The organism is Streptomyces virginiae (genome assembly GCF_041432505.1).
In the GTDB taxonomy this organism is placed as follows: domain Bacteria; phylum Actinomycetota; class Actinomycetes; order Streptomycetales; family Streptomycetaceae; genus Streptomyces; species Streptomyces virginiae_A.
In genome coordinates this window covers 1-20,576 of the sequence record NZ_CP107875.1, presented here as the reverse complement: position 1 = coordinate 20,576, position 20,576 = coordinate 1, and the positions used below count along the sequence as shown (strand labels likewise).

Sequence of the window (20,576 nt, the reverse complement as noted above, 5' to 3'; positions counted from 1 at the left end):
ACCCTGAGCGCTGGCGCGCTCAGGAGTGACGCCCTCCGCTTCGCTCCGGGCTGGCTTCGCTGACGCTCCGCCAGACTCCCGCGCAAGCGCGGGAGTCGAAGGCCGCAAGCGGCCTTCGCGGAAGGCCTTCGCTGACGCTCCGGCCCGTGGTGGCGCTGACGCGCCACCACATGTCCGCGCAAGCGCGGACATCGACGGGCCTTACGGCCCGTTGGGGTGTCCGCTTACGCTCCCACCCCTGGCCCTTCCGGCTACGCCTCCAGGACCTGGGCCCGCTGGCGCGGGCCAGCCGGCGGCGGTGAAGGGGTGGGCGTGGTCCGTCGGGTGCCGGCCCGGGGGCTTGGGGGTGCCGATGACAGTCGGCCGCGGGGGACGTCGAGTGCGGGAGGGGTGCTGCCGAGGGGGTTCCGCATCATCGGATGCATCACATCGTGGACTGTGTAGAAACCCGAGAAACCTGCCACCACCCCCAGGAGGCCTCGGGTCCCTCGGGCACACCCGAGGGACCCGAACACAACCCGCTGTGCAGCGCCCCCAGTAGGGCTCTGACCAGCAGGGATGATGGCGCATGCCCGATACGCGGCCCCGCCCGCACTGCACCATCGAGCATCCTCGGACCGGCCACGAAGCACCACACCACACCAAACTGACGAAACGTCAGATGCATTCCGGGTAAAGTATCGGTCGCATCAAAGAGGCAGAATAAGGCATTCTCTGAATTAGGAATTTCCCAAGGAATCGCTACCCTATCGAGGCCTTATATTTAGCCAATAGCGTCGAATATATGATATAATAGAGGAAAGTCGCATTCCCCCTAGGAGGCGAGCTTGGTCAAATTAAGGAGAAATAAAGAATGGAAATCTTTTACGCATTAGGCGCAATCTATTACGGCCTCTCTATCGTTCACAAAGTGCTTCAGATGCTCGGCAAGGGGTAACCAGTTGGTGACCTCGCCCACCTGGCCGTAGACGGAGTGCTGACAGGCGGGGGCCAACGAGAGTGGGGTATGCCCACACCCCGGTTGGTCATCTATCCCCCAGACGAGAACGGCTGGCAGCGGGTCCGGTGGGACGGGCACTCCATCGGCATCGCTCATCAGTTCTCGGACGTCACCGCGTTCCTCGCGCAGGCCGGCATGGAGGACCCGGAGACCTTCGACTTCGCGGGCCCCCAGGTCGAGTGGCGTGGTGGAGGACCGGAGACCTGGGCTGAGTCGCCCCCGTAGCCGCAGGCATCCGCACGGATGGGTGGACGCCATGTCCACCCTCGTGGACGACTCTCGCTACAGTTGGAAGGGTTATGGCGTACGCCCCAACCCGACGGACCGTTCCCCGTGCACACGAGGACGGCCCGCAGAGCACCATCAGCACCTACTCGGTGGGTCGCATCCCCGCGTGCACGGGGAACGGTCCGCGAACCTGAGCAGGGCCTGAAGAGGGACGGTGCGTACGCCGCGAGGAGGCGACCTTGCCTGGGGAAGAGGCCGGTCGTCGCCACAACGAAAAAAGCGGCCCCTGCCCAGGCTGGGAAAAGACAAGGGCAGAGACCGCTGGGTGACACGCGCACCACCACCCGAACAGTGCGGGAACACTGCCGGGACCGCGCCTCCTGATGTTGTCGTATCCATCAGGGGGCGCGACGCGCTTCTACAGACGGCTGACGAGGAACTCGTACAGCCACACCACGAACTGGATGAACCAGTGCGCGGCCTCGTCCGCGAGACCGGCCAGGAAGGCCGAGATCACGCCGACGAGCAGCAGGCGCTTGGTGCTGCCCTCACCCCCGGGGTTCGGCTCCACGTCCTCCGACTCGTCGGACGGCGTTTCGTCTTTACCGGGCATGGGAGCCCCTCCATTCGGATCGGTGTGCAACGGGTGAAACGCCGGCCCAACGGACCGCCGCAACCCGGCGCTTCAGGAGCTGCACACACACCCGAACGAGTGGAAACCAGAGTATCGACCCCGCGCGGGCCACCCCCAATCGAGAGCACTGGCACACCAGTTGCGCCTCCGAGCGACCCACCGGGGGGCACAGCGGGAAACTGCACGTCAGAACGCCTTCGTGGCCCCCGTGGTGAGGACGGTGGATGTCATCCCCTCTCACAGCTTTTATTCCTATAAAGGGGTGAACTTTCCCGGAGCCCCAACTCCCTGACCTGCATGTCTCTCGAATCCGGCACACCTGACGACCACTACATGTGGAAGACGGCTGTTGATCATGACCTGACGCACGAAACGGCGCGTGGGCGAAGGTCGCCGGCTCAGGACACCGTTGATGTGGATCCGCAGGTTCGCCCGCTGGTGCACGGCCATGGACTCGATGCCGAGCATGCTGCGTCGGGTCAGAAGGCGACGTCGATGTAGTCGATGTCGGTGAACTCCACGAGCAACCCGTCGGCGCGGGCGCCCCCATCACGGAAGTAGACGTTCTGCAGCCCCTCGGCGGCGAGCGCCTGGAGGTCGGCCTCCGTGGCGCCGGCGTCCTGGGCGGCGAGCAGCCGGTTCGCGTACGTGGGCGGGAGGTGCTGGGTGAGGCGGCGCATCCGTCCGTCGTCCGTAGTACCGGGTGCGGCGGTGAATCCGAACCGGGCGCGGGTCTCGATGGTCAGCCCGGTCTCCCGGGCGGCCTTCGCTCTGGCGTATCGGCGTACGCGGGGCTGCCAGCGCTGACGCACCTCGGTCTCCATCCGGGCCGCAAGGGGCGCCTTGGGCGTGCGGAACTGGCCGCTGACGTACCGCTCCACAGTGCGCTGCGAGATCCCCAGCAAGCCGGCCACGGCCCGGGTGGAGCCCTTGTACTGCCGGACCAGGTACCGCATCTGTGCGCCCGCGGACTTGGGGATGGGGCGGGTGAACGCCTCCTGCGAGGCGCGGTCCAGGCTGTCGCCGACGACGCCCATGCTGTCCTCGATTCTTTCCCAGCGCTGGGAAGGTTTTCTTGATCGTCTAGCAGGGGGGACGCTTTCGCGGATGCGCGAGGGCTTGGTGTGGTTGGTGCAGGGCGTCGACGGGCGCGTTCGCGGATCGAGCGCCCTGCCTGGCGAAGCCGAGTGCGGTGTAGCAGCGGCAGCGACGAGAGGCCGGGGTGTGATTGCGGGGCAATCACACCCCGGCCTTGCTGCCTGCGGTTATCAGGCGGTGGCGACTCCGGGCAGCTGCTGGTGCCCGCAGACCGTGGGACGCGGAGCGGGCAGCAGCACAACGAGGATGCCGAGCCACGTCGCAATCGTGTCGACGTATCCAGGGTCGACGGTCCAGAGGAAGCCCAGGACAAAGATGATCAGCACGGCCCGAGGCAGTCGCCGACGGGGGGAGAGGGGGTGTACGGGGGCATTGTTTAAGGTGGACATTGCAACCAACAATCTGCCGGTGAGACCGGCACTTGGGACCGCACCGCCTCTCGGCGTCAACCTTGGAGGGCGGTGCGGTCTTGTTTTTCCTCCGGGCCTGTTACTCGGAGGAAGTCTCCTTGGCGGGCATGGGAAGCCCGGTGAGGATGAACGGGGCCTGGAACCGGTAGAGCGGGCGGGAGCCCTTGCCGGACCTCGTGTGAAGCGTCTCGTACAGCTCCATCCCCGACTTCTCCAGGGCTCCGTGCTCGATGAGCTCGCCGATGCCCTTGGCGACGGTCTGGGTGTTGATGCCGTACCACTCCTGGATCTTGGCGTGCACGAGGGCGAACTCGGGCTTCCGCAGGCTGAGGGCGATCAGGAGCATCGCCTTTCCGGGAAGACTCAGCTTGGTGTTGAAGCCCTCGCCCCAGTACTCGAACGGCAGCTGGAAGTACGGTCCGTCGCCCGGCTTCCTGTAGGGCAGGCCCGTACCGTCCTCCAAGAGTTTGGTGACCCTCGTCTTGCGGCCTTCGCCCCGCTCCGTCGAGACGAGGTTGAGGTCCTTCAATGCCTTCCAGGTCCTGGAGACAGCCGCTCCGCCGGTGTTCTCGTCGAAGAGCCCGACCGAACGGGCCCAGGTCGTCGACCAGTCCGTCGCTGAGTAGTCCCCGGCTCCGGTCACCGCTGCCAACAGCAGGTAGATGTCCAGCGGCCGCTCCTGCTTCTTGCTCACCAAGGTCCGGAGCGGCCCCGGAATCTTCTCGTTGCTGCTGGAGCCCGGGGCAACCTGCTGCAGGAAGGTGCGCCGGATCGGGACCGTGCGGTTCGCCCGCTTGGACCGCTCCAGGAGCAGCTCGATCGTCCTCCCCTGGCTCAGGCCGCTCTGCTCGGCGTCCAGCTCCGTGGCCTCCCCGGAAATCCCGGGTTCCTGTCCTGTCGTCAGCTCCATGTGCTGAAGCATGGCATGGAATCGTTCCGCGTGTACAACTTGATTTGCGGCAACTCTCCATCTCCGTTTGACGGTTGATAGGTCGCCATAAGACGCCAGGTTAAGATGACATATAGGAACCCTTGTAAGAAGGACAATCAAGATGGACAAGGTAGGCGGCTTGCGGAGTGCCCCGGAGTGAGGGTGAGCGCGCGCCGGCCATCGGTACCGGGCTTCGGGTTCTTGAGTTTTTTCGGGTGCTCTCGGCCCTGCCGAGCCATTCCGACCTGTCTTGTCTCCCCCGGTCCGGTCCGGGAGGCATCCGGGCGAGGCATCACCTCTTGGTAGGGCCGATGCGACAGACTGCTCTTCGTACACCGAAGTAGCCGGTCCGTCCGCGGGCCGGTGAAGCGAACGGAAGGCCTTCGATGGCAAAGATCCATGTGGTCGCGAACCGCAAGGGCGGCGTGGGCAAGTCGCTGATCTCCCTGAACCTGGGCGCGGTCTGCGCCGATGTCGCGGGTCCGCGAGGCGACGGGAGTCCGTCGGTCGCGGTCGCGTCCGCCGACCCCCAGGGGACGTCCCTGTGGCGAGCGGCGCGGCTGGTCGAGCAGCCCTTCGACGTCCTCGACATCTCCGGGGACCTGGAGAACATCCAGCTCCTGCGGAAGCTCCCCTACAGCCACATCTTCGTGGACACCCCGGGGTGGGCCGAGATCACGCCGGAGCAATACGAGGCCGGTGAGGATCCGCTCGGTGACGACCGGTACGGGCGACTGCTGAGCGCGCTCCTGGAGCAGGCGGACGACGTCATCGTGCCGATCCTGACCGAGCCCGACTCCTTCGAGCCGACGTGGCAGACGATCGAGTGGGTGCTCAAGCCGCGGGGGCTGGCCTACCAGGTGGTCATCAACAACTGGCCGCCGGCCGAGGGCCAGGCGTACGTCGATGGCACCCGCGCGTTCTGCGAGAGCCATGGCTGGCCGGTGGCCCGGACGGTCATCCGCCGGTACCGCGTGCACACCAACGCGACGCGCGTGGTCACCCAGTACAACAACAACCGGGTGGAGCTCCAGGCCCGGGAGGACTTCTACCGCTTCGCCCTGGAGCACGGGCTTCGCGGGGCCGGGAACCGGCTGGACGAGATCGAGGCGGGTGTCTGATGGGCGGGACGCGCACGAGCATCGCCGAGCAGTTCAGCCGGACCGCGGTGGGCACCGGGGTGGCGCCGGAGAAGCAGACCGTCCAGCCGCAGCGGCAGGCAGCCGAGCCCGAGATCCCGGTCTTCCGTGCGCCGGCGAGCAACGATCGCGCCGAGCGTCTGGCGCACTGTCAGGGCGCCATCACCTTCGCCGACGCGTGGGCCCAGGCGGCGACGGAGGGGATCCAGCAGCAGTACCTGCTGATGACCAGCGGCGCCTACGAGCTCGTCCGCGAGGAGCGGCTCTGGGAGGACAGCGGCCTGGCGTCCTTCGATGCCTGGGGCAAGGCGCTCAACGGCCACGGCGCCGACTACATGAACAAGGTCATCCGGATCGGCCCGGTCGTGCGGGCGCTGGCGTCGGTGACCAAGCGGCAGCTCCAGGAGAAGCCGCTGCGCCCGCTGGTGTCGGTTCAGCGGGACCACGGTGACGAAGCCACGCGCGCATGCTGGAAGGAGGCCGAGCGGATCGGGGACTTGACCTATCAGGGGTTCCTGAAGGCGGCCGTCAAGCTCGGCTACAAGGTCGAGGTCGAGTCCGGTCCACGTCCGCCGGCCGCCGCCATCGACCCGGCCAAGCTCAGTCTCGCGGCGCTCCGCCGGCTCGGCGCCAGCGACCCGGACCGCGCCTTCGAGGCCTGCGGCGAGCTGATGCGCGAGCTGACCGTGCTCAAGGCCGAGCTCGGGCAGCGGGCCCTGGGGCAGAACGGCTGAAGACCCCGAGGAAGACCCCGGGTCTTTTCGTCCAAGTGACGGGAAGACCCGGGGTCTTCCTGGGAAGACCCCCGAGGGCTGTGGGGTAGAACAGGGCGCGGGGCCCGGGGCAATTGCTGCGCCCCGGGCCCCGCTGCTTTTCTGGCGTGCGCTCACATGGTGTATCCGCCTGCGATCAGGTCGGCGGCGGCCTGCCGGCGCTCGCTGGCGATCGTGCGTCCCACACCGAGTGCCGTCTCGATCTCGGCGAGCGGGACGGCGTCCTTGTCGCCTCCGGCGGCGAGGATCATCCGGGCCACGCGTCGTTCCGCCCGCTCCCGCATCGACAGTCGGGCAAGGTCCTCGGCCTCGAGCGCGGCGAGCTCGGCGCGAGCGGTGGTCTCCCGGTGGGCGGCGGCCCGGTGTTCGGCTTCCGCCGTCCGCTCGGCCAGCGCGGCCGCGTCGGCGGCCGCCGCCCTCGCGTTCCGGTCGGCCTCGGCTGCCGCGCGCCGGTCCTCGGCGGCGCTCCGCTCCTTCGCCTCGGCCTCCGCCGCGGCAACTGCGGTCCTCCGGCGGTCCTCGGCCGCGCTCCGGCGGGCCGCCTCTGCGCGGGCCGCCGACTCGGCTTCGGCTGCCGTCTTCTCGGCCTGCGCCTCGCGTTCGGAGGTGCGTTCCGCCTCGGTCGCTGCGCGCTCCGCCGCGCGGCAGGCGGTCTCCGCCGCGAGCCTGGCGGCGTGCGCGGCGGCGTCCGCCTCGGCCGCCGCAGTCGCCTCGGCGGCCTGAGCCTGCGCCTGGGCGGCCGCCTCGGCCGCGCGGGCCTCCGCCCCGGAGGCGGTCTGCTCCGCCCCGATCCGGTGCTCCGCCGTGACGACACCGGCGGCGATCTCCATCCGGCGCACGCGCGCCCGGGCGGCTCGCTCCTCCTCGTCCAGGGCGAGTTGTTCGTCCCGCTCGGCGGCTGCGGCCCGGGCGGCCGCATGCGCCGCATCCCGCGCCGCCTCGGCGTCCTTCTGCTCCTGCGGCAGGGCCATCGCCTCATCGACGCTGAGGCCGAACCGCGCCATGGTGAAGGGGAGCATCGCCTCGGCGCCGGCCGCCTTCTTCCAGCTGCGGCCGTACTTGTGCTGGAGCCACGCCCGGTAGACGGTGCGGTCCCGCTCCATGGCCACCATCTGCGGGTACGAGGTGATCCCCCACAGCTTCATGCGCCGGTACAGGGCGGGGGTGGCCAGCGGGGCGAGCACCCAGCGGTGCAGTGGCACCCGGTCCGACTCGGCGGCCATGGACAGGCGGTTGGTCTTGATGATCAGGTGCCGTACGGCTTCCACCACGGCCACGAACAGGACGGGCAGCACGCCGTGCATGGCCGCGCCGAGCGGGTCCTGGCGGGGCGGGAGCTGTCCCGCGTTCGCGTTGAACACGATGGTGGCCACGGTCAGCACGTGGGCGAGGAGGCGCAGCACCGGCTTGGGCATCCGGCGCCAGACCAGGATCAGGTCGAGCGCGTACATGGCGATGATCCCGGCGTCGATGCCAATCGGGAACACCAGCGCGTAGGTGCCGAATCCCTTGCGCTCGGCCAGGCCGCACAGGGCGTCGTAGGAGCCGGCGAACCCGATCGCGGCGATCACCGCCGCGCACACCCCGGCGGAGACGATCAGGCCGCGCATCGCCTTCGCCGACCACGGCCGGGGCGCGGGCGGAGCCGAGTTCGCTGCCACCGGAGCGGCACCGGTGCTCACCGGAAGGGTGTCCGGCCCGGCGGAGGAGGCCGGTGCCGGGACCGGCCGGACCGTGCCCGTCACCGGAGCCGGGACGGTGCCCGGCTCGATGGTGGTCGTCATGTCTCTCCTTCTGCTGAGGGGCCGGGCGGGACCGGAGTCCCGCCCGGATGGTGCTGCGGGCCGCGGTGGCGATGCCCCATCCTCGTGGGGTGCACTTCCGTGGCCGGTACGCCGGTCGGTCAGTTGCCGGACAGGTGAGCCGCGATGTTCGCGGCGAGGGCGGCGGCCGCCTCCGACGCGGCGCGGGCGGCCTCGGCGGCCGCCTCGGCGGCGATTCGAGCGGCCTCGGCCTGGGTGGCGGCCTGCGCGGCAGCAGCCTGCATTTCGGCGCTCACAGGGCACCCCCGAGGGCGAGGGCCAGCAGGCGGGTGGTCCAGCCGCCGCACTTGCGGCAGGTGTACTGACGCGCCTTGTTGTCCAGCTTCATCTGGCGGCCGTGGCAGACCGGCGCCGTGTGGCGGGCCATCAGCGCTTGTCCTTCGGGGTGCCGGGGACCGGCTTGGCCGGCGCGGGGAAGTGGCCGCCGCGGGAGGGCTGGTAGACCGTCTCGTGCTTCGGGTCGGGCTTGGTACCCGGCGCCATCGGCATCGTCTTGCGAAGTGCCATGATGGGACTCCTGTCCGTATGGATGGGGAGCCCCGGGGCGACCGCCCAACTGCCAAGAAAGTCGGTCGCCTCGGGGTCGTTTTTTTGGTGCTCCCGGCCCCTCTCGGGGGGCGGTCCTGGGTGTCAGGGACCCCGTCAGGGGTCCTGTTAGGGCCCGTTAGGTGCCCGATAGAACCGCAGGTCAGATGGCCGATAGGCCGGTCTAACGGGCTCCCTGGGCCTGCCCTTGGGAGAGGGCCGGGGAAGGGGCTGAATCGGGGTCCAGCAGCCCCCCGGGAATGAGCCGCAGAGCGGCCGGTGCGGGGGTGCTGGCGGAGGCCTGAACGGGGCCCTCGGCGGGGGTGCTGGCGGCCGCCTCGGCGGGCCCCTCCCCGACCGACTGAGCGGGCACCCGGGCGGGGGCCGCAGCGGCCGCCGCGGGGGTCTCCCCCGGGTTCTGGACGGGGGCCTGGGAGCGGGCGGCGAGCAGGGCCGCCGGGGACATGCCCAGGGCCGCCGTGGCCGCGTCCACCCTCACTCCCACACGGGTCACGGACTTCTTGTTGATCCGCATCCCCAGTTCCTTGGTCGGCAGGCCGCAGGACTCCACCCACTTGCGGAACTCACCCACTTCGGTGCCCTCCGGCAGCAGCCCGGCGGGTACGGAGTCCAGCACCACGTCCAGGTGCACCCCGGCCCGCCCGTTGCCCTCCGCCTCGGCCAGCGCGCCCACCACGTGCAACAGCAGCGCCGTACCCCGGTCGAGCACTGGTTCCGCCGCCTCGGCGTCCTCGGCGTCCTGCGGCTGCTCCTGGTCGTCCGGCTCTTGGCCGTCCTCGGCCGGAGCCGCGGCGGGGGCGAGCATCCACGCCGCCGTCATCCACCCCAGGATCCCGGCCGTGGCCAGTGCGCCCTGGTACGGGCCGAGCTGCTGCACGTACGGCCACAGCAGGGTGCCCGCGGTGCCGGCCGCGCCGGAGGCGAGCAGCCCCCCGAACGCGGCCAGCCCCAGGGATTCGGGCACCGGGCGGCGGACCGGCTTCACCGCAGGCGCCGTCACCTCGACGTCGTCCTCCGGGTCGTCGTCCTCCGGGTCGTCGTCGTCCTGGTCCGCCTTGGCCGCCTTACGGGCCTTGGCCTTCGCCTTGGACGCCTTCGCCCGGGCCGCCTTGTCCGCCTTGGACTGCGCGGCCTCGGTCGCCTCGGTGTCCACGCTCGCCACGTCCCAGGCCCACCCGAGCACCCGCCCGCCACACCGGCAGACCAACCCGGCCAGCACGACCGACCCTGACCACAGGGCGGTGTACGCGCTCCCCGGCCGGACGATCTCCTTGACCTGCGCCCCGGTGCTCACAGCGCGCCCACGATGTTCGCGAGCTTGAGCACCAGGCCCACGCCGATCGCCCAGATACCACCGGCCTGGCCGTAGATGACCCCGGCCGAGATCCCCAGCAGCGCGGGCCAGACGAGCTTCTTCCACTTCGGCACGAACGTCAGGATGGACAGGGCCAGAGCGACGCCGCCGAGGCCGATGTTCCCCAGGCCGGAACCCTGGATCAGCGACGTCGGCACCTCCGAGATTCCCTTGACGACGTCGCCCCACAGCTCACCGGCCGCCACGGCCAGCGTGCCGAACGCAATGCCCCACGCACCCGCCTTGTCGCGGTCCAACTTCATGCGGTCAGAGCCGCGCACGCCGAGGAACAGCAGCAGCCCGCTCGCCAGGGCCAGGCCGGAGATACCGACCGAACCGAACACGGGCCCGGCGGCCAGGACCACGTCCGTGGCGATGATCTGAGTCGAGGTCACAGCAGCGCTCCCGGAGCGTAGAGGAGAGAGGAGACGGTGACGGTGGCGAGCGGGACCCGCGCGGCCCACCGCAACGGCGCCGTCCAGCCGGCGGCATGCCGCTCGAGGTAGAGCCAGCACACGGCGCCGAACGCGCCCGCAATCGCGAGGGGGGCCAGCAGCACCGGCCACGGGGCCAGGGCCGCCATGCCGTCCGAGATCAGGGGACCGGTGCCCTGCGCCCACAGCGCCGTGCCGAGCGCACCGACGGGGCGGGCGGCCAGACCGGCCAGACCCGGAAGGCCGCGCAGCAGCCCGCCGGCCTTCCACCCCACGTACGCGCCACCGACCACGGCGACCGTGACGCCGAGCGGGACCAGGGAGGTCATCGCGCGGCCCATGAACTCCGCTCCCGCCATCGGGTCATCAGCAGCGGCCCACAGCAGCGAGTGCCCGACCGCGGCCGCGCTCCCGTTGAAGCCCAGCCACCGCCAGCGAGACGCCTGCACCGCCGCCACCATCGCGGCCGGAGCCACCGCCCCCTTGCTGTGCCTCTGCCTGCGCTTCTTCGAGCGCGTTGCCTTCTCGGCCGGAGCAGCGGCGCCGCCGCTGCGGGCAAGCCACCCCCACCGCGAGAACCGCTTCGCCGCAGCGGGAGCCGCCTCCGCGCTGTTGCTGTGCTTCTGCCTGCGCTTCTTCGAGCGGGCGGCCTTCCCGGCCGCAGCCGTGGCGCTCACGACTGCGCCCCGTTCCGCGGCCGCTTGCCGAACAGCTTCACGTGCAGCGCCCGACGCTCCGACTGACGCAGCCCCCCACGCACCCCGAGCACCTTGGACGGGGCGGAGCACTGCTCCAGGTCCCGTGCCAGGCACCAGGACTGCACCGGGCACCCGGCGCACACCGCCAGCGCCTCCCGCTCCGCCGGGGACGCCTCCCGCTCAACCGGGGTCAGCTCCCACGGTTCCGGGAAGAACACCTCCGGGTCCACGCTCGTGCAGGCCGGCCCGCCCGCCCGCTCCCGGCGCACCGCCGGAGCGGGGGCCAGGTCCTCGTACTCCCACAGCCGGTCGAGCCAGTCCGCCGGACGGGCCGCGACCCAACCCGTCGGCAGCGGGGGAACCCCGCGCACCGCGCTCACAGCTCCACCCCGAGCATCCGCAGGTTGGCACGCACCCGCAGCTCATCCCCACCCAGACCCAGCGCCTCCGGCGCCGCCTGGGGAATCTCAACCAGTCCAGCAGCGCAGCGCCGTGACGGTAAAACCGTCCGCGTCCCCACCGCCGCAGGGCACCCGCCCCGCCGGGGGCGCCACCAGCGCCCCGCCTCTGCAACCATCACGAAGTCGGCCTCTCTACACGCATCTACGGGTAGGTCCGACAGCCAGTCCGACGCTCCAACGTCGGGCCCCGCCGCGCGCACTCCAATGCGCCCGGCACAGGCGGCCCCTGGCTCCAACCGGGGGCCGCACCAGCTGACGTGACATGACGTTAGAGATCCGCCCCCCAACTGTCAAGATGGTTTGGAAGTAGCTTGACGCATTCCACTCCGGGGGAGTACTCCTTGACACCGATAGCCTGTAATGACGCATCAGATCGGGAGGAGTGACACATGAACGCCAGTGCGATCGTGGCGGACATAAGGAAGGGGATCGCGGCAGGCGAGCACGCCTACGGCGCCCGTCTTCCCAGCGTGCGCGACCTGGCCGAGCAGTACGGAGTGAGCCAGCAGACGGCCTCCGCTGCGTACGCCGTCCTGTCCGCCCTGGGTCTGACCCGCACCGCAGCCGGCAGCGGAACAACTGTCGCCGCTGGTCCGTCTGCTGACGCTCACCTGGGCACGTACGCCCCGCCGGACCTCACGGCCGCCGAGGCATGGCGGCCCAGCGGCTCCGGGGGCGAGGCCACGGAGGAGACCTACCTGGTACGCCAACTGACCGCGTCGGCCGCCCTGGCTGACTGGGGGTTCGCGGAGGGGACGGACGTTGTAGAGCGCCACCGCGTCCGCCGAGTCGGCGGCATCCCGGTACAGCACAAGGTGACCGTGCTGGCGTACGCGGTGGCCTCAGCACGGCCGGAGGGGTACGACGGCGTTCCGCCGATGCTGGCCCCGGTCGGCGCGCCTCCGATCCGGCCGCCGCACGGTACCCGGGTGGCTGACTGGCTCGGGTGGAACGTGGACCGCACCGAAGCCCGAATCACAGCCGAGCCCATGGACCCTGCTGCATCCGAGGCCCTCGGGATGCAGGAAGGGAGCCCCGGATTTCGGATCGTGAATATCACCCGGACCCCGGACGGGGAAACGCTGTACGTGACCGTGACAACTGCACCACTGCACCACCGAATCACGCTCGACATCATCGGCTGAAAGTTAATGAGAGCGTGCAGAGAAGTCCTTTCTAGCGAATTCTCAAAAACACATATCCGCCAACAGTTCTCCTCTCCGCGTCAGACCAATTCCCGTCTGCACGACGGAGAGGAGAACTGAGGCAGAGCGCAGAACAGAAACTCACCGCCTGTCGGATACGAAATCGACAGGCGGTTCATGGCATAAAACACAACGAGCCCCGCCATGATGGCGGGGCTCGCAGGTCCACCCCGGGTTCGCGGCCCGGGACGGAGAAGCACCTACACACGGCAAAGAATGGGAGGTGCGCTCACTGATGAGCGTACGTGGAACGACACACCAGGCACCACATGGCCTGGGTCACGGCGGCAGGTCCACCCGAGCGGGGGTGTCCAGGTGAAGAAGCGCAGCGGGCGGCCGGCACGGTTCGCGGCGGTCCCGAACGACACCGTTGACGACGCGGTGGCGATGGACCTAGAGGCCCTGGGGCTGCTTGCGGTACTGATCCGCCACCAGGACGGGTGGGACATCCAGCTGGCGACGATCGCCCGGCAGTACGGGTACGGCCGTGACGGCCTGGCGGGCGCGATGGGGCTGCTCCAGGTGGCCCGCTACGTCGTGAAGATCCGCGTCATGGCGTGGGAGGGCAACCAGTGGTCCACGGAGGTCGTGGTCTACGACACCCCGGCCACGGACGCGGAGGTGTCCGCGCTCCTGGCCTCGGTCGAGCGTGAGCCGGAGGTGCGGCAGGTGCAGTTGATCGAGCCGACGCCCAAGGCCCTGGCCGCGGCCGCCAAGCGCCGGGCGAAGCTCGCGGGGAAGCCCTCGGGCAAGCTCAGCATCACCGTTCCCCGACTCCCGGAATCCCGGGAGTCGGGGCTGACCTGCGAAAACGATTCAATTGCGCAGGTCGCCCCCGACTCCCGCGATTCCCGGGTGTCGGGGAACGCGGGAGTCACTAAGAAGACTGTTAGCCAGAAGACAACAGAAGACGATCAAGCGCCTGCGGCGCGAGCCGCTGGTGACGCCCGTAGGGCTGGTGCGGGTAGTAGCGCGCGAGGCAGTGCTGGCGGCTCCGCCGCGTCCTCCGGCGCTGGCGCGCCGCACCAGGGTTCGCGGTCGGGGAAGGCCAGCAAGACCGGGGGCACCCGGATGTCGTCCGAGCAGGCCGCCGCGGTGGCCACGGTGGAGGCTGCCTGGCCCGAGGGCCTGGCCGCGCTGCTGCCGAAGTACCGGCCGGTGGTCATCCGGGACACGATCCTGGCCGCCCTGGACGGAGGCCGGACCGCGGAGCAGCTGGCGGAGCGGGTGCGGCGGCGGTGGTGGAATCACGGCTACGCCATGGACGCGGCCGCGGGCGGCACGGGCATCGGCTCTCCGGTCGGTGTGGCGGTCGGCCTGGTCCGCCCGTCCACGGACTGCCCGGACCCGATGTGCGAGGACGGCGCCCGGATCCACGTCGGCCCGCAGGACGTCTGCCCGAAGTGCGAGGAGCGGCGGGCCGCGCGCCGGGCCGCGCGGCGGCAGGGCATCGTGCCAGGCCCCCGGGAGGCCGGTCCGGCCGCAGTGTGGTGGGACTGCGAGGGCGAGGGTTGCGACGCGACGGGGAAGGGCACCCGGCCCCAGGACGGCCTGTGCTGGAAGTGCCACGACCAGGCCGAGGCCGAGACGATCGAGCGGGCCACGGCCGGCCTGCGGGCCGAGATGGACGCCGAGTACGTCGCCCAGGCCGAGCGGGCCAAGGCAGCCGCGAAGTGGGCGCAGATGCTGGACGACGCGTACGCCGAGCACTCCGAGCGGGAAGCGACCAAGAGCGCGGCCGTGCGGGCTCGGCGGGTGGCCGAGGTCGAGGAGACCCGGCGCCTGCGTGAGCAGCTGGCCTGGGAGCACCCGGAGTTGGCCGCCTACGCCCAACAGCCACAGGATCAGCCCGCCACGGCTCCGTTGTAGCCGCTGTACGCCCTGCTGAGCGCTTCGGAGGCGACTTCGGCCCCATGGGTCGGGTCGGTTTCTGAAAGGCGCTCAGCGGGCCGTCTGCGGCCTCCTGTTGCGGGCGGTGCTCGGGTGACGGGCATTCCTGCGGATCCGGAGGCGGTCCCGGGGCGGGCCGGGACACGGTTACGGGTTACCGGTTACCGGCTCGGAATGTGGTCCGATCCGCCCTGAGCAGCGCGAACCCGGCGCCTGCGGGGCCGGTAACCGGTAACCGGTAACCGCCGCGCGGTCAGGGTTCGGCGGGGTGGATCCGGCGGAGCCGGCCCGCCGGCGTGCGGTCGTTGGCGGGGGAACCTGCCGGGGACGCTGAGGGGGAACCTCGGGGGGAGGCTGCCGGGGAATCTGAGGGGGAGCCGTCCTGCGAACTTTTTACGGATCGTCCCTGGTCAGGATGGGTTTTGCGGGTGGTGACTTCCTGGACTTACCCCCCTGGGGCTGGTGTGGCTGGATTGTCGTGGGGCTGGTGGGGGTGTGGTCTCTAGCGTGGCGTGATCACGGATTTCGGGAGGTCTGGTGCGGCGAGCGGTGTTACGGGTTGCGGGTGTTGGGATGGCGGCGGTCATCCTGACGGGTTGTGGCGGTGGCGGGTCGGACGGGAAGCCGGCTGAGGCACCCACGGCGGCGGCGTCGGCCTCGGCGCCTGCGGATCCGCAGGCGGCGGAGAAGGCCGCGGTGCTGGCCGCGTACGCGGGCATGGGCGCCGCCGAGGTCCGCACGTACGCCTCCGGGACGTTGGATCCCGAGGTCGAGCGGTACGCGACCGACCAGGCGCTGGCGGACGTCAAGGCGACGCTGTTCTGGTACCAGCAACGCGGCACCCGCATGCGGGGACAGCCGACCCACACGGCGGCGGTCGAGTCCCTCGACACCACCGGCGACCCGCGCCGCGCCGTGGTCTCCGACTGCGTCGACTCCACCGGCTACGACAAGGTCGACAAGGACGGCAACCCGGCCGGTGCGGCCCCGTCCGGCCCCCGCCGCCACGTGGTGACCTCCGGCCTGCAACGCACCGGCTCCGGCCCGTGGCTGGTCTGGACGTCCACGATCGAGCGGGACCGCACGTGCTGACCCGTCGGCTCAACGCGGCCGCCACGGTCGCCGTCGCGCTGCTCGCGGCGATCGTGCCGGGTACGGCGGTGGCGGACGATCCGGGCGGCGGCGTGGTCTGCCCGCCGAGGGATCTGGACTGCGACGTCACAGCTCACGACCCGGGCAAGCCCCCTGTGGGCAAGCCTGGGGAGGGGCCGGGCAAGCCACCCTCCGAGGGGGGCTTGCCCACGTGTGCGATCGACGGCGAGGAGGTGCCCTGTTCCACCCCGGAGATGGGCACGTTCAACGCGGCGGACTCCTGCTACTGGAAGCCGACCGACGGCCCTGCCGGAGGCCTCCCGCCCGGCTTCGACACCGGCGCCCCGCCCGGCTGGAAACCCGGCGACCCGGGCGGCCGGCTCTACCTGGTGACCTGCCCGCGCGGCGGGGACGTGCGGGGCGGGATCCGCTGGTCGGCGACCGGCCCGGCCGGTGGCGGCGTCGACGTCCAGGCCCTCGCCCGGCAAGCCGTGGAACGGCTGCGCCTCGAGGGCCCGGACATCGGGATCGTGCCCAAACCTGAGGGCAAGGGGCTGGTGGGGCTGCCGGTGTGGATGTGGAACAAGCCCGGCCCGACCCGGACCGGACCGGCGACCGCGACGGCGTCGGCGGGCTCGGTCATGGTCACGGCGACCGCCACGGTCCGCACGGTGGTGTGGTCGATGGGCGACGGCGCCACCATCACCTGCACGGGCCCCGGCACCCCGTACACCCCGGACCGGGGCAAGGAGATGTCCCCGACGTGCGGGCACAAGTACACGCGCACCAGCGCCACATCGTCGGACGGCCGCTACCCGGTCACCGCGACGACGACGTGGGACGTGGCCTGGTCGGGGGCCGGGCAGACCGGCACGATCACCACCACCCGCCAGAGCGCCACCAGCCTGGCGATCGGCGAGCTCCAGGTCCTGAACGTGCCCTGACCTGCAGTGGGGAGAATTCCGGTGATGTCACCACCGCGGCCGCGACGTCGCCCCACAAGCTGGGCAAGCCTGCTGCTGCGTGGGGCTGGTGACGGTTGCACCGGAAGGGGGCTGGAGGGTTGCACGTAGAGGTGCACTAGGGGTTGCACCGCAGGTGTGACCGGCGGTGGGACCCCCGGTTTTGGGATCATGGGCGTTTGCGCAGGTGGGGGCCGGTGGGCAAGCCGTTTTCCCGTGACGACACCTCTATGTACGCGTCAGCCGGACATAGAGGTCCTCGTCACCAGCACGGGGCCGGGCTAGCCGTCGGGCGGACGCGGCGGTGCCCGGCGACGAGATGGCCGGCGTACTGCGCGGCACGATCGGGTGTAAGGCATGCAACCCCGGTCAGCGGTCCGTCGGCATCGGCCCGGTGCCCAGCGGGCGCCGGGCCGCCCCGGACGCGTCCTGCCCGTCTGTGGTTGGCGGGTGGCCCTGTTGCTCGGCGGGGGCAAGTTCGGCAGCGAGACGGCCGCGCAGGGCGGCTGTGGGTGGTGTGGTGGGGCGGGGGCCGGTGCCCAGGGGGCGGCGCTCGATCATCCCGTGAGTCTGGCCTATGCCTGGTTCCCCTTTTGAACGGGGGAACCGGCACCCCTTCCCCGGCGCCACCTGCGGTCGGGAAGGTGGGCCCCGTACGCCCCGCCGGGCGGCCATTCAATAGCCCGAGGAGCCCAGGAAGTTCGTCCGCCTACACACGCACCCCCCTTATTCAAGATTTTTCTGGCGGGGGATCGGGGGAGTTCCTGCACGTCAGCGCTATCGAATGGATCCCATCTGGCCCGCAGCGTGGTGTCCGGCGAAACCTCGCGCCGCCCTCCTGCTGTCTGGCCGCCCGGCCACGACACCAGGGGTTGCGGGGCTAGGGCGTGTCTCTTTGATGGGTTGGTCAGTTGATCGGATGTGTCCGTCCGATTAGTGATCACTGATGCGATGTGGGACCGGATCGAGCCGCTGATGCCGGCCGATCCGGTCCGCGGCAGGCGGTGGGCCGACCACCGCCGCACCCTCGAGGCCATCGCCTGGAAGTACCGCACCAACTCGCCCTGGCGAGACCTGCCCGACGAGCTCGGCCCGTTCCAGACCGCCCACAGACGGCTGATCAGATGGGCGGTCGACGGGACCTGGCAGGAGATCCTGACCGCGGTCCTGGCGGCCGCGGACGCCGTTGACGACATCGACTGGACCGTCTCGGTCGACTCCACCGTCGTCCGAGCCCACCAGCATTCCGCCGGAGCACGCAAAAAGGGGCCGAAGGCCGCGACGAGCCCGCCGACCACGCCCTCGGACGCTCACGCGGCGGCCTGAGCACCAAGGTCCACCTGGCCGCAGACGGCCGAGCACGACCCCTGGCCCTGACCGTCACCGCGGGCCAGGCCGGCGACGCACCGGCCTTCGAAGCGGTCATGTCCCGCATCCGCGTGCCGCGAGGCGGGCCGGGCAGGCCCCGGACACGGCCGTTGGCCGTGCTCGCGGACCGGGCCTACTCCTCACGCGCCATCCGGGCCCACCTGCGACGACGCGGGATCCGTGCGGTCATTCCGCAGCCGTCCGACCAGGTCGGCCACCGCCTGCGACGAGGACGCCGAGGCGGCCGCCCGCCCGGCTTCGACGCTGAGGTCTACAAGCAGCGGAACACCGTCGAACGCTGCATCAACCGGCTCAAGCAGTGGCGCGGCCTGGCCACCCGATGCGACAAGCTCGCCATCGCCTACCAGGCCGCACTCCACCTCGCCGCCATCCTCATCTGGGCACGACGCTGACCAAAGAGACAGAACCTAGGTGTTCCGCGCCGCAGTCTGCGGATCGTCCGCAGACCACCAACGGGAGGGAACCCCCCCATGTCCGCCACCATCGAACAGCAGCCCCAGCACCAGCCGGCCCCGCAGCAGCCCGCGCCGGGCACCGACCCTGTGGTGCTCCTGCTCGTGGGGATCGTCGTCGTCCTGGTCCTGGGCGCCACCGGCTACCTGTGCGTGGTTCACCGCTCGTTGGCCGGGCCGATCGGCGCCGTGGGCGGGGTGGCCTCGGCGCTGGCCGCCGCGTTCGGCGTGGCGCTCGCCCTGCGCCGCCGCTGACGAACCAGGGCACCCGCTAGCGGGAGCCGCGCGGACGGGTTGCAGGTGGAGTTCACGGACATCGACTACATCGACGTGGCCCTGTGACCCCGCCGGGCGTGAGCACCCTTGTGAGCACTCCCTGACCACCCCGAGCGGGGCCGCCACCGACCGGTGGCGGCCCCGCTTCGCTGTGTCCGCTGGGATTCCCGGTGACCGATGAGCATGGGCGGCCCGTGGTGGGGCCGCCCGTCACCTAGTTGGCCGTGGGGGCCGGGGTGGGTGTGGTGGTGTTGCTCACAGGGGGAGCGGGTTCGGCGGGGCCTGCCTCGCGGGTCGGATCTGTCGTGAGGCTGGTGCCCAGCAGGGTGTAGAGGACGGCGAACACCGCTGCTCCGGCCGTGATTGCGCCGACCAGGTCGCCGGCCCCGGGCGGCCCCGGGTGCGTCCGTCGCGATGCCTTGAAGACGAAGTACGCCACTAGGACGCTCATCACAAAGGCTGCTGCCCCGACGGAGGGGATGTGTACGGTCAAGTACGGCCTCCTTGGCCTCTCGGGCCTGCCCTGCCTTGATCCCGGCAAAGATCTCCGGGCAGGACAGGCCCGCTGCTTAGCCTCGGACGGGTCGTCCGAGGTGTGTCCAATCAGGCACCACGAGAGCCCCGTTGCTCAACTGAGTGCATCGAGGAGAAACGGCCTCTACTTGCGCCCTGCGTAAGGGTGTTTGCGCAGGTGAGGTATGGAGTCTCGGCGCGTCGCAGACGAGACACGCCAGTTGGCCGGAAGAGACGTATGTCTCGTTGGAACGATTGGGTGCAAAGCAACTCATCCTGACGTTGGCCCAGTTCAGGGGCCTACGAAGCACAGGCCCCATGGGTACCTTGCAGCCGGAGCGCGCCCAGCCGGTCCCCTGTGGCGTTCATTCAGTCGGCAACTCTTCCTCTCGGTCAATTCTTAGTTGCGTGGGAAAGGTCACACGCGCCAATAGGAAGATGATATGAGAATTTCAACTCCAGGTAATTGAATTCAAGTTTGAGTGAATCTCTGAAGCCTCAGAATTTGGATTTCCGACTTTTTGCTGGCCTGAGAGATACGACCAACTGAATTTGTCAGGGACTCCTGACGTTGCGTCAGATAGATGTGTATCAGCGGGCTCGGCCCCCTGCCTTCAACTGCCGGGGCTCTGTGTGCTCTCGTGAGGACCGTTCTCGACCTGCCTGGCCCTGGGGAGGTTGCCGCAGTTCACGAGGCTGTAGACGGTCCGTCAGGGGCGCTCAGGGATAGAATCCCGGCATCCGCTCGGGGTCCGTGCTCCGGGTGCTCGGCCCGCTTTGGTGGGGCTTTCACCCCTGGGGGTGGTGGCAGGTTTCTCGGGTTTCTACACAGTCCACGATGTGATGCATCCGATGATGCGGAACCCCCTCGGCAGCACCCCTCCCGCACTCGACGTCCCCCGCGGCCGACTGTCATCGGCACCCCCAAGCCCCCGGGCCGGCACCCGACGGACCACGCCCACCCCTTCACCGCCGCCGGCTGGCCCGCGCCAGCGGGCCCAGGTCCTGGAGGCGTAGCCGGAAGGGCCAGGGGTGGGAGCGTAAGCGGACACCCCAACGGGCCGTAAGGCCCGTCGATGTCCGCGCTTGCGCGGACATGTGGTGGCGCGTCAGCGCCACCACGGGCCGGAGGCGTCAGCGAAGGCCTTCCGCGAGGCCGCTTGCGGCCTTCGACTCCGCGCTTGCGCGGGAGTCTGGCGGAGCGTCAGCGAAGCCAGCCCGGAGCGAAGCGGAGGGCGTCACTCCCTGAGCGCGCCAGCGCTCAGGGT

At 70.3% G+C, this 20,576-nt stretch carries 23 protein-coding genes; 9 read left to right on the top strand and 14 right to left on the bottom strand.

The genetic code is table 11. The features are described from left to right. Positions 1-1,006: 1,006 nt before the first annotated feature. Positions 1,007-1,225 (top strand): hypothetical protein, encoded by a 219-nt coding sequence (locus OG624_RS43460; protein WP_371641023.1) that lies wholly within the window; start codon positions 1,007-1,009, stop codon positions 1,223-1,225. A 421-nt stretch (positions 1,226-1,646) separates the two neighbouring features. Here OG624_RS43460 and OG624_RS43455 read toward each other — a convergent pair whose 3' ends face one another. The 4 genes from OG624_RS43455 to OG624_RS43440 all read right to left on the bottom strand — a co-directional run bounded on the left by OG624_RS43455 (position 1,647) and on the right by OG624_RS43440 (position 4,280). Continuing rightward, a complete protein-coding gene (locus tag OG624_RS43455; protein WP_371641022.1) occupies positions 1,647-1,841 on the bottom strand; it encodes a hypothetical protein in 195 nt (64 codons plus the stop codon). Positions 1,842-2,341: 500 nt separating this feature from the next. After that, entirely contained in the window at positions 2,342-2,899 is a 558-nt protein-coding gene (gene tpg, locus OG624_RS43450) for a telomere-protecting terminal protein Tpg (protein WP_371641021.1), read from the bottom strand. 231 nt (positions 2,900-3,130) lie between these two features. After that, on the bottom strand, positions 3,131-3,286 hold the full coding sequence (locus OG624_RS43445) for a hypothetical protein (protein ID WP_371641020.1): 156 nt from the start codon (positions 3,284-3,286) through the stop codon (positions 3,131-3,133). Between the two features lie 163 nt (positions 3,287-3,449). Further along, complete coding sequence (locus tag OG624_RS43440; RefSeq protein ID WP_371641019.1) at positions 3,450-4,280, bottom strand: hypothetical protein; 831 nt, start codon at positions 4,278-4,280, stop codon at positions 3,450-3,452. Positions 4,281-4,687: 407 nt separating this feature from the next. On the opposite strand from OG624_RS43440, the gene OG624_RS43435 reads away from it, so the two are divergent. Both OG624_RS43435 and OG624_RS43430 read left to right on the top strand, forming a co-directional pair. Then, a complete protein-coding gene (locus tag OG624_RS43435) occupies positions 4,688-5,422 on the top strand; it encodes a ParA family protein (protein ID WP_371641018.1) in 735 nt (244 codons plus the stop codon). Continuing rightward, positions 5,422-6,174, top strand: coding sequence for a hypothetical protein (locus OG624_RS43430; RefSeq protein ID WP_371641017.1), 753 nt, complete (start codon positions 5,422-5,424; stop codon positions 6,172-6,174). The genes OG624_RS43435 and OG624_RS43430 overlap by 1 nt, the downstream gene beginning before the upstream one ends. A gap of 152 nt (positions 6,175-6,326) precedes the next feature. On the opposite strand, the gene OG624_RS43425 is transcribed toward OG624_RS43430, so the two are convergent. From OG624_RS43425 to OG624_RS43390, 8 genes are all read right to left on the bottom strand, one after another. Further along, positions 6,327-7,997, bottom strand: coding sequence for a DUF2637 domain-containing protein (locus tag OG624_RS43425; RefSeq protein ID WP_371641015.1), 1,671 nt, complete (start codon positions 7,995-7,997; stop codon positions 6,327-6,329). Between the two features lie 119 nt (positions 7,998-8,116). Then, entirely contained in the window at positions 8,117-8,272 is a 156-nt protein-coding gene (locus OG624_RS43420) for a hypothetical protein (RefSeq protein WP_371641014.1), read from the bottom strand. After that, positions 8,269-8,403, bottom strand: a complete 135-nt coding sequence (locus tag OG624_RS43415) for a hypothetical protein (protein WP_371641012.1) — start codon at positions 8,401-8,403, stop codon at positions 8,269-8,271. The genes OG624_RS43420 and OG624_RS43415 overlap by 4 nt, the downstream gene beginning before the upstream one ends. Beyond that, a complete protein-coding gene (locus tag OG624_RS43410) occupies positions 8,403-8,543 on the bottom strand; it encodes a hypothetical protein (RefSeq protein ID WP_371641011.1) in 141 nt (46 codons plus the stop codon). The genes OG624_RS43415 and OG624_RS43410 overlap by 1 nt, the downstream gene beginning before the upstream one ends. 202 nt (positions 8,544-8,745) lie before the next feature. Beyond that, a complete protein-coding gene (locus OG624_RS43405; RefSeq protein ID WP_371641010.1) occupies positions 8,746-9,876 on the bottom strand; it encodes a hypothetical protein in 1,131 nt (376 codons plus the stop codon). Then, complete coding sequence (locus OG624_RS43400) at positions 9,873-10,331, bottom strand: hypothetical protein (RefSeq protein WP_371641009.1); 459 nt, start codon at positions 10,329-10,331, stop codon at positions 9,873-9,875. The genes OG624_RS43405 and OG624_RS43400 overlap by 4 nt, the downstream gene beginning before the upstream one ends. Beyond that, a complete protein-coding gene (locus OG624_RS43395; protein ID WP_371641008.1) occupies positions 10,328-11,047 on the bottom strand; it encodes a hypothetical protein in 720 nt (239 codons plus the stop codon). The genes OG624_RS43400 and OG624_RS43395 overlap by 4 nt, the downstream gene beginning before the upstream one ends. After that, entirely contained in the window at positions 11,044-11,448 is a 405-nt protein-coding gene (locus OG624_RS43390) for a WhiB family transcriptional regulator (RefSeq protein ID WP_371641007.1), read from the bottom strand. The genes OG624_RS43395 and OG624_RS43390 overlap by 4 nt, the downstream gene beginning before the upstream one ends. A 470-nt stretch (positions 11,449-11,918) precedes the next feature. Between OG624_RS43390 and OG624_RS43385 the strand changes: the two genes are divergently transcribed. The 4 genes from OG624_RS43385 (at position 11,919) to OG624_RS43370 (ending at position 16,660) form a co-directional block, all read left to right on the top strand. After that, the gene (locus OG624_RS43385; RefSeq protein WP_371641006.1) at positions 11,919-12,674 is read left to right on the top strand and encodes a GntR family transcriptional regulator; all 756 of its coding nucleotides are present in this window, start codon (positions 11,919-11,921) and stop codon (positions 12,672-12,674) included. A 375-nt stretch (positions 12,675-13,049) separates the two neighbouring features. Then, complete coding sequence (locus OG624_RS43380) at positions 13,050-14,603, top strand: hypothetical protein (RefSeq protein ID WP_371641005.1); 1,554 nt, start codon at positions 13,050-13,052, stop codon at positions 14,601-14,603. Positions 14,604-15,197: 594 nt separating this feature from the next. Further along, positions 15,198-15,716 (top strand): hypothetical protein, encoded by a 519-nt coding sequence (locus OG624_RS43375; protein WP_371641004.1) that lies wholly within the window; start codon positions 15,198-15,200, stop codon positions 15,714-15,716. After that, positions 15,710-16,660 carry an ATP/GTP-binding protein gene (locus OG624_RS43370; RefSeq protein WP_371641003.1) on the top strand — a complete coding sequence of 317 codons (951 nt, stop codon included), beginning with the start codon at positions 15,710-15,712 and terminating at the stop codon, positions 16,658-16,660. Before OG624_RS43375 ends, OG624_RS43370 begins: the two co-directional genes overlap by 7 nt. Positions 16,661-17,047: 387 nt before the next feature. Here OG624_RS43370 and OG624_RS43365 read toward each other — a convergent pair whose 3' ends face one another. Beyond that, entirely contained in the window at positions 17,048-17,239 is a 192-nt protein-coding gene (locus tag OG624_RS43365; protein ID WP_371641002.1) for a hypothetical protein, read from the bottom strand. Positions 17,240-17,629: 390 nt separating this feature from the next. On the opposite strand from OG624_RS43365, the gene OG624_RS43360 reads away from it, so the two are divergent. Both OG624_RS43360 and OG624_RS43355 read left to right on the top strand, forming a co-directional pair. Further along, positions 17,630-18,459, top strand: a protein-coding gene (locus tag OG624_RS43360) for an IS5 family transposase (RefSeq protein ID WP_371640932.1) whose coding sequence is annotated in 2 segments (ribosomal slippage) — positions 17,630-17,942 and positions 17,942-18,459 — 831 coding nt in all. Because the reading frame shifts where the segments join, the coding sequence is not laid out codon by codon here. Positions 18,460-18,537: 78 nt separating this feature from the next. Then, the gene (locus OG624_RS43355; RefSeq protein WP_371641001.1) at positions 18,538-18,774 is read left to right on the top strand and encodes a hypothetical protein; all 237 of its coding nucleotides are present in this window, start codon (positions 18,538-18,540) and stop codon (positions 18,772-18,774) included. A 235-nt stretch (positions 18,775-19,009) separates the two neighbouring features. Here the strand turns inward: OG624_RS43355 and OG624_RS43350 are convergent, their stop codons facing one another. Continuing rightward, on the bottom strand, positions 19,010-19,288 hold the full coding sequence (locus tag OG624_RS43350) for a hypothetical protein (protein ID WP_371641000.1): 279 nt from the start codon (positions 19,286-19,288) through the stop codon (positions 19,010-19,012). Between the last annotated feature and the right edge of the window lie 1,288 nt (positions 19,289-20,576).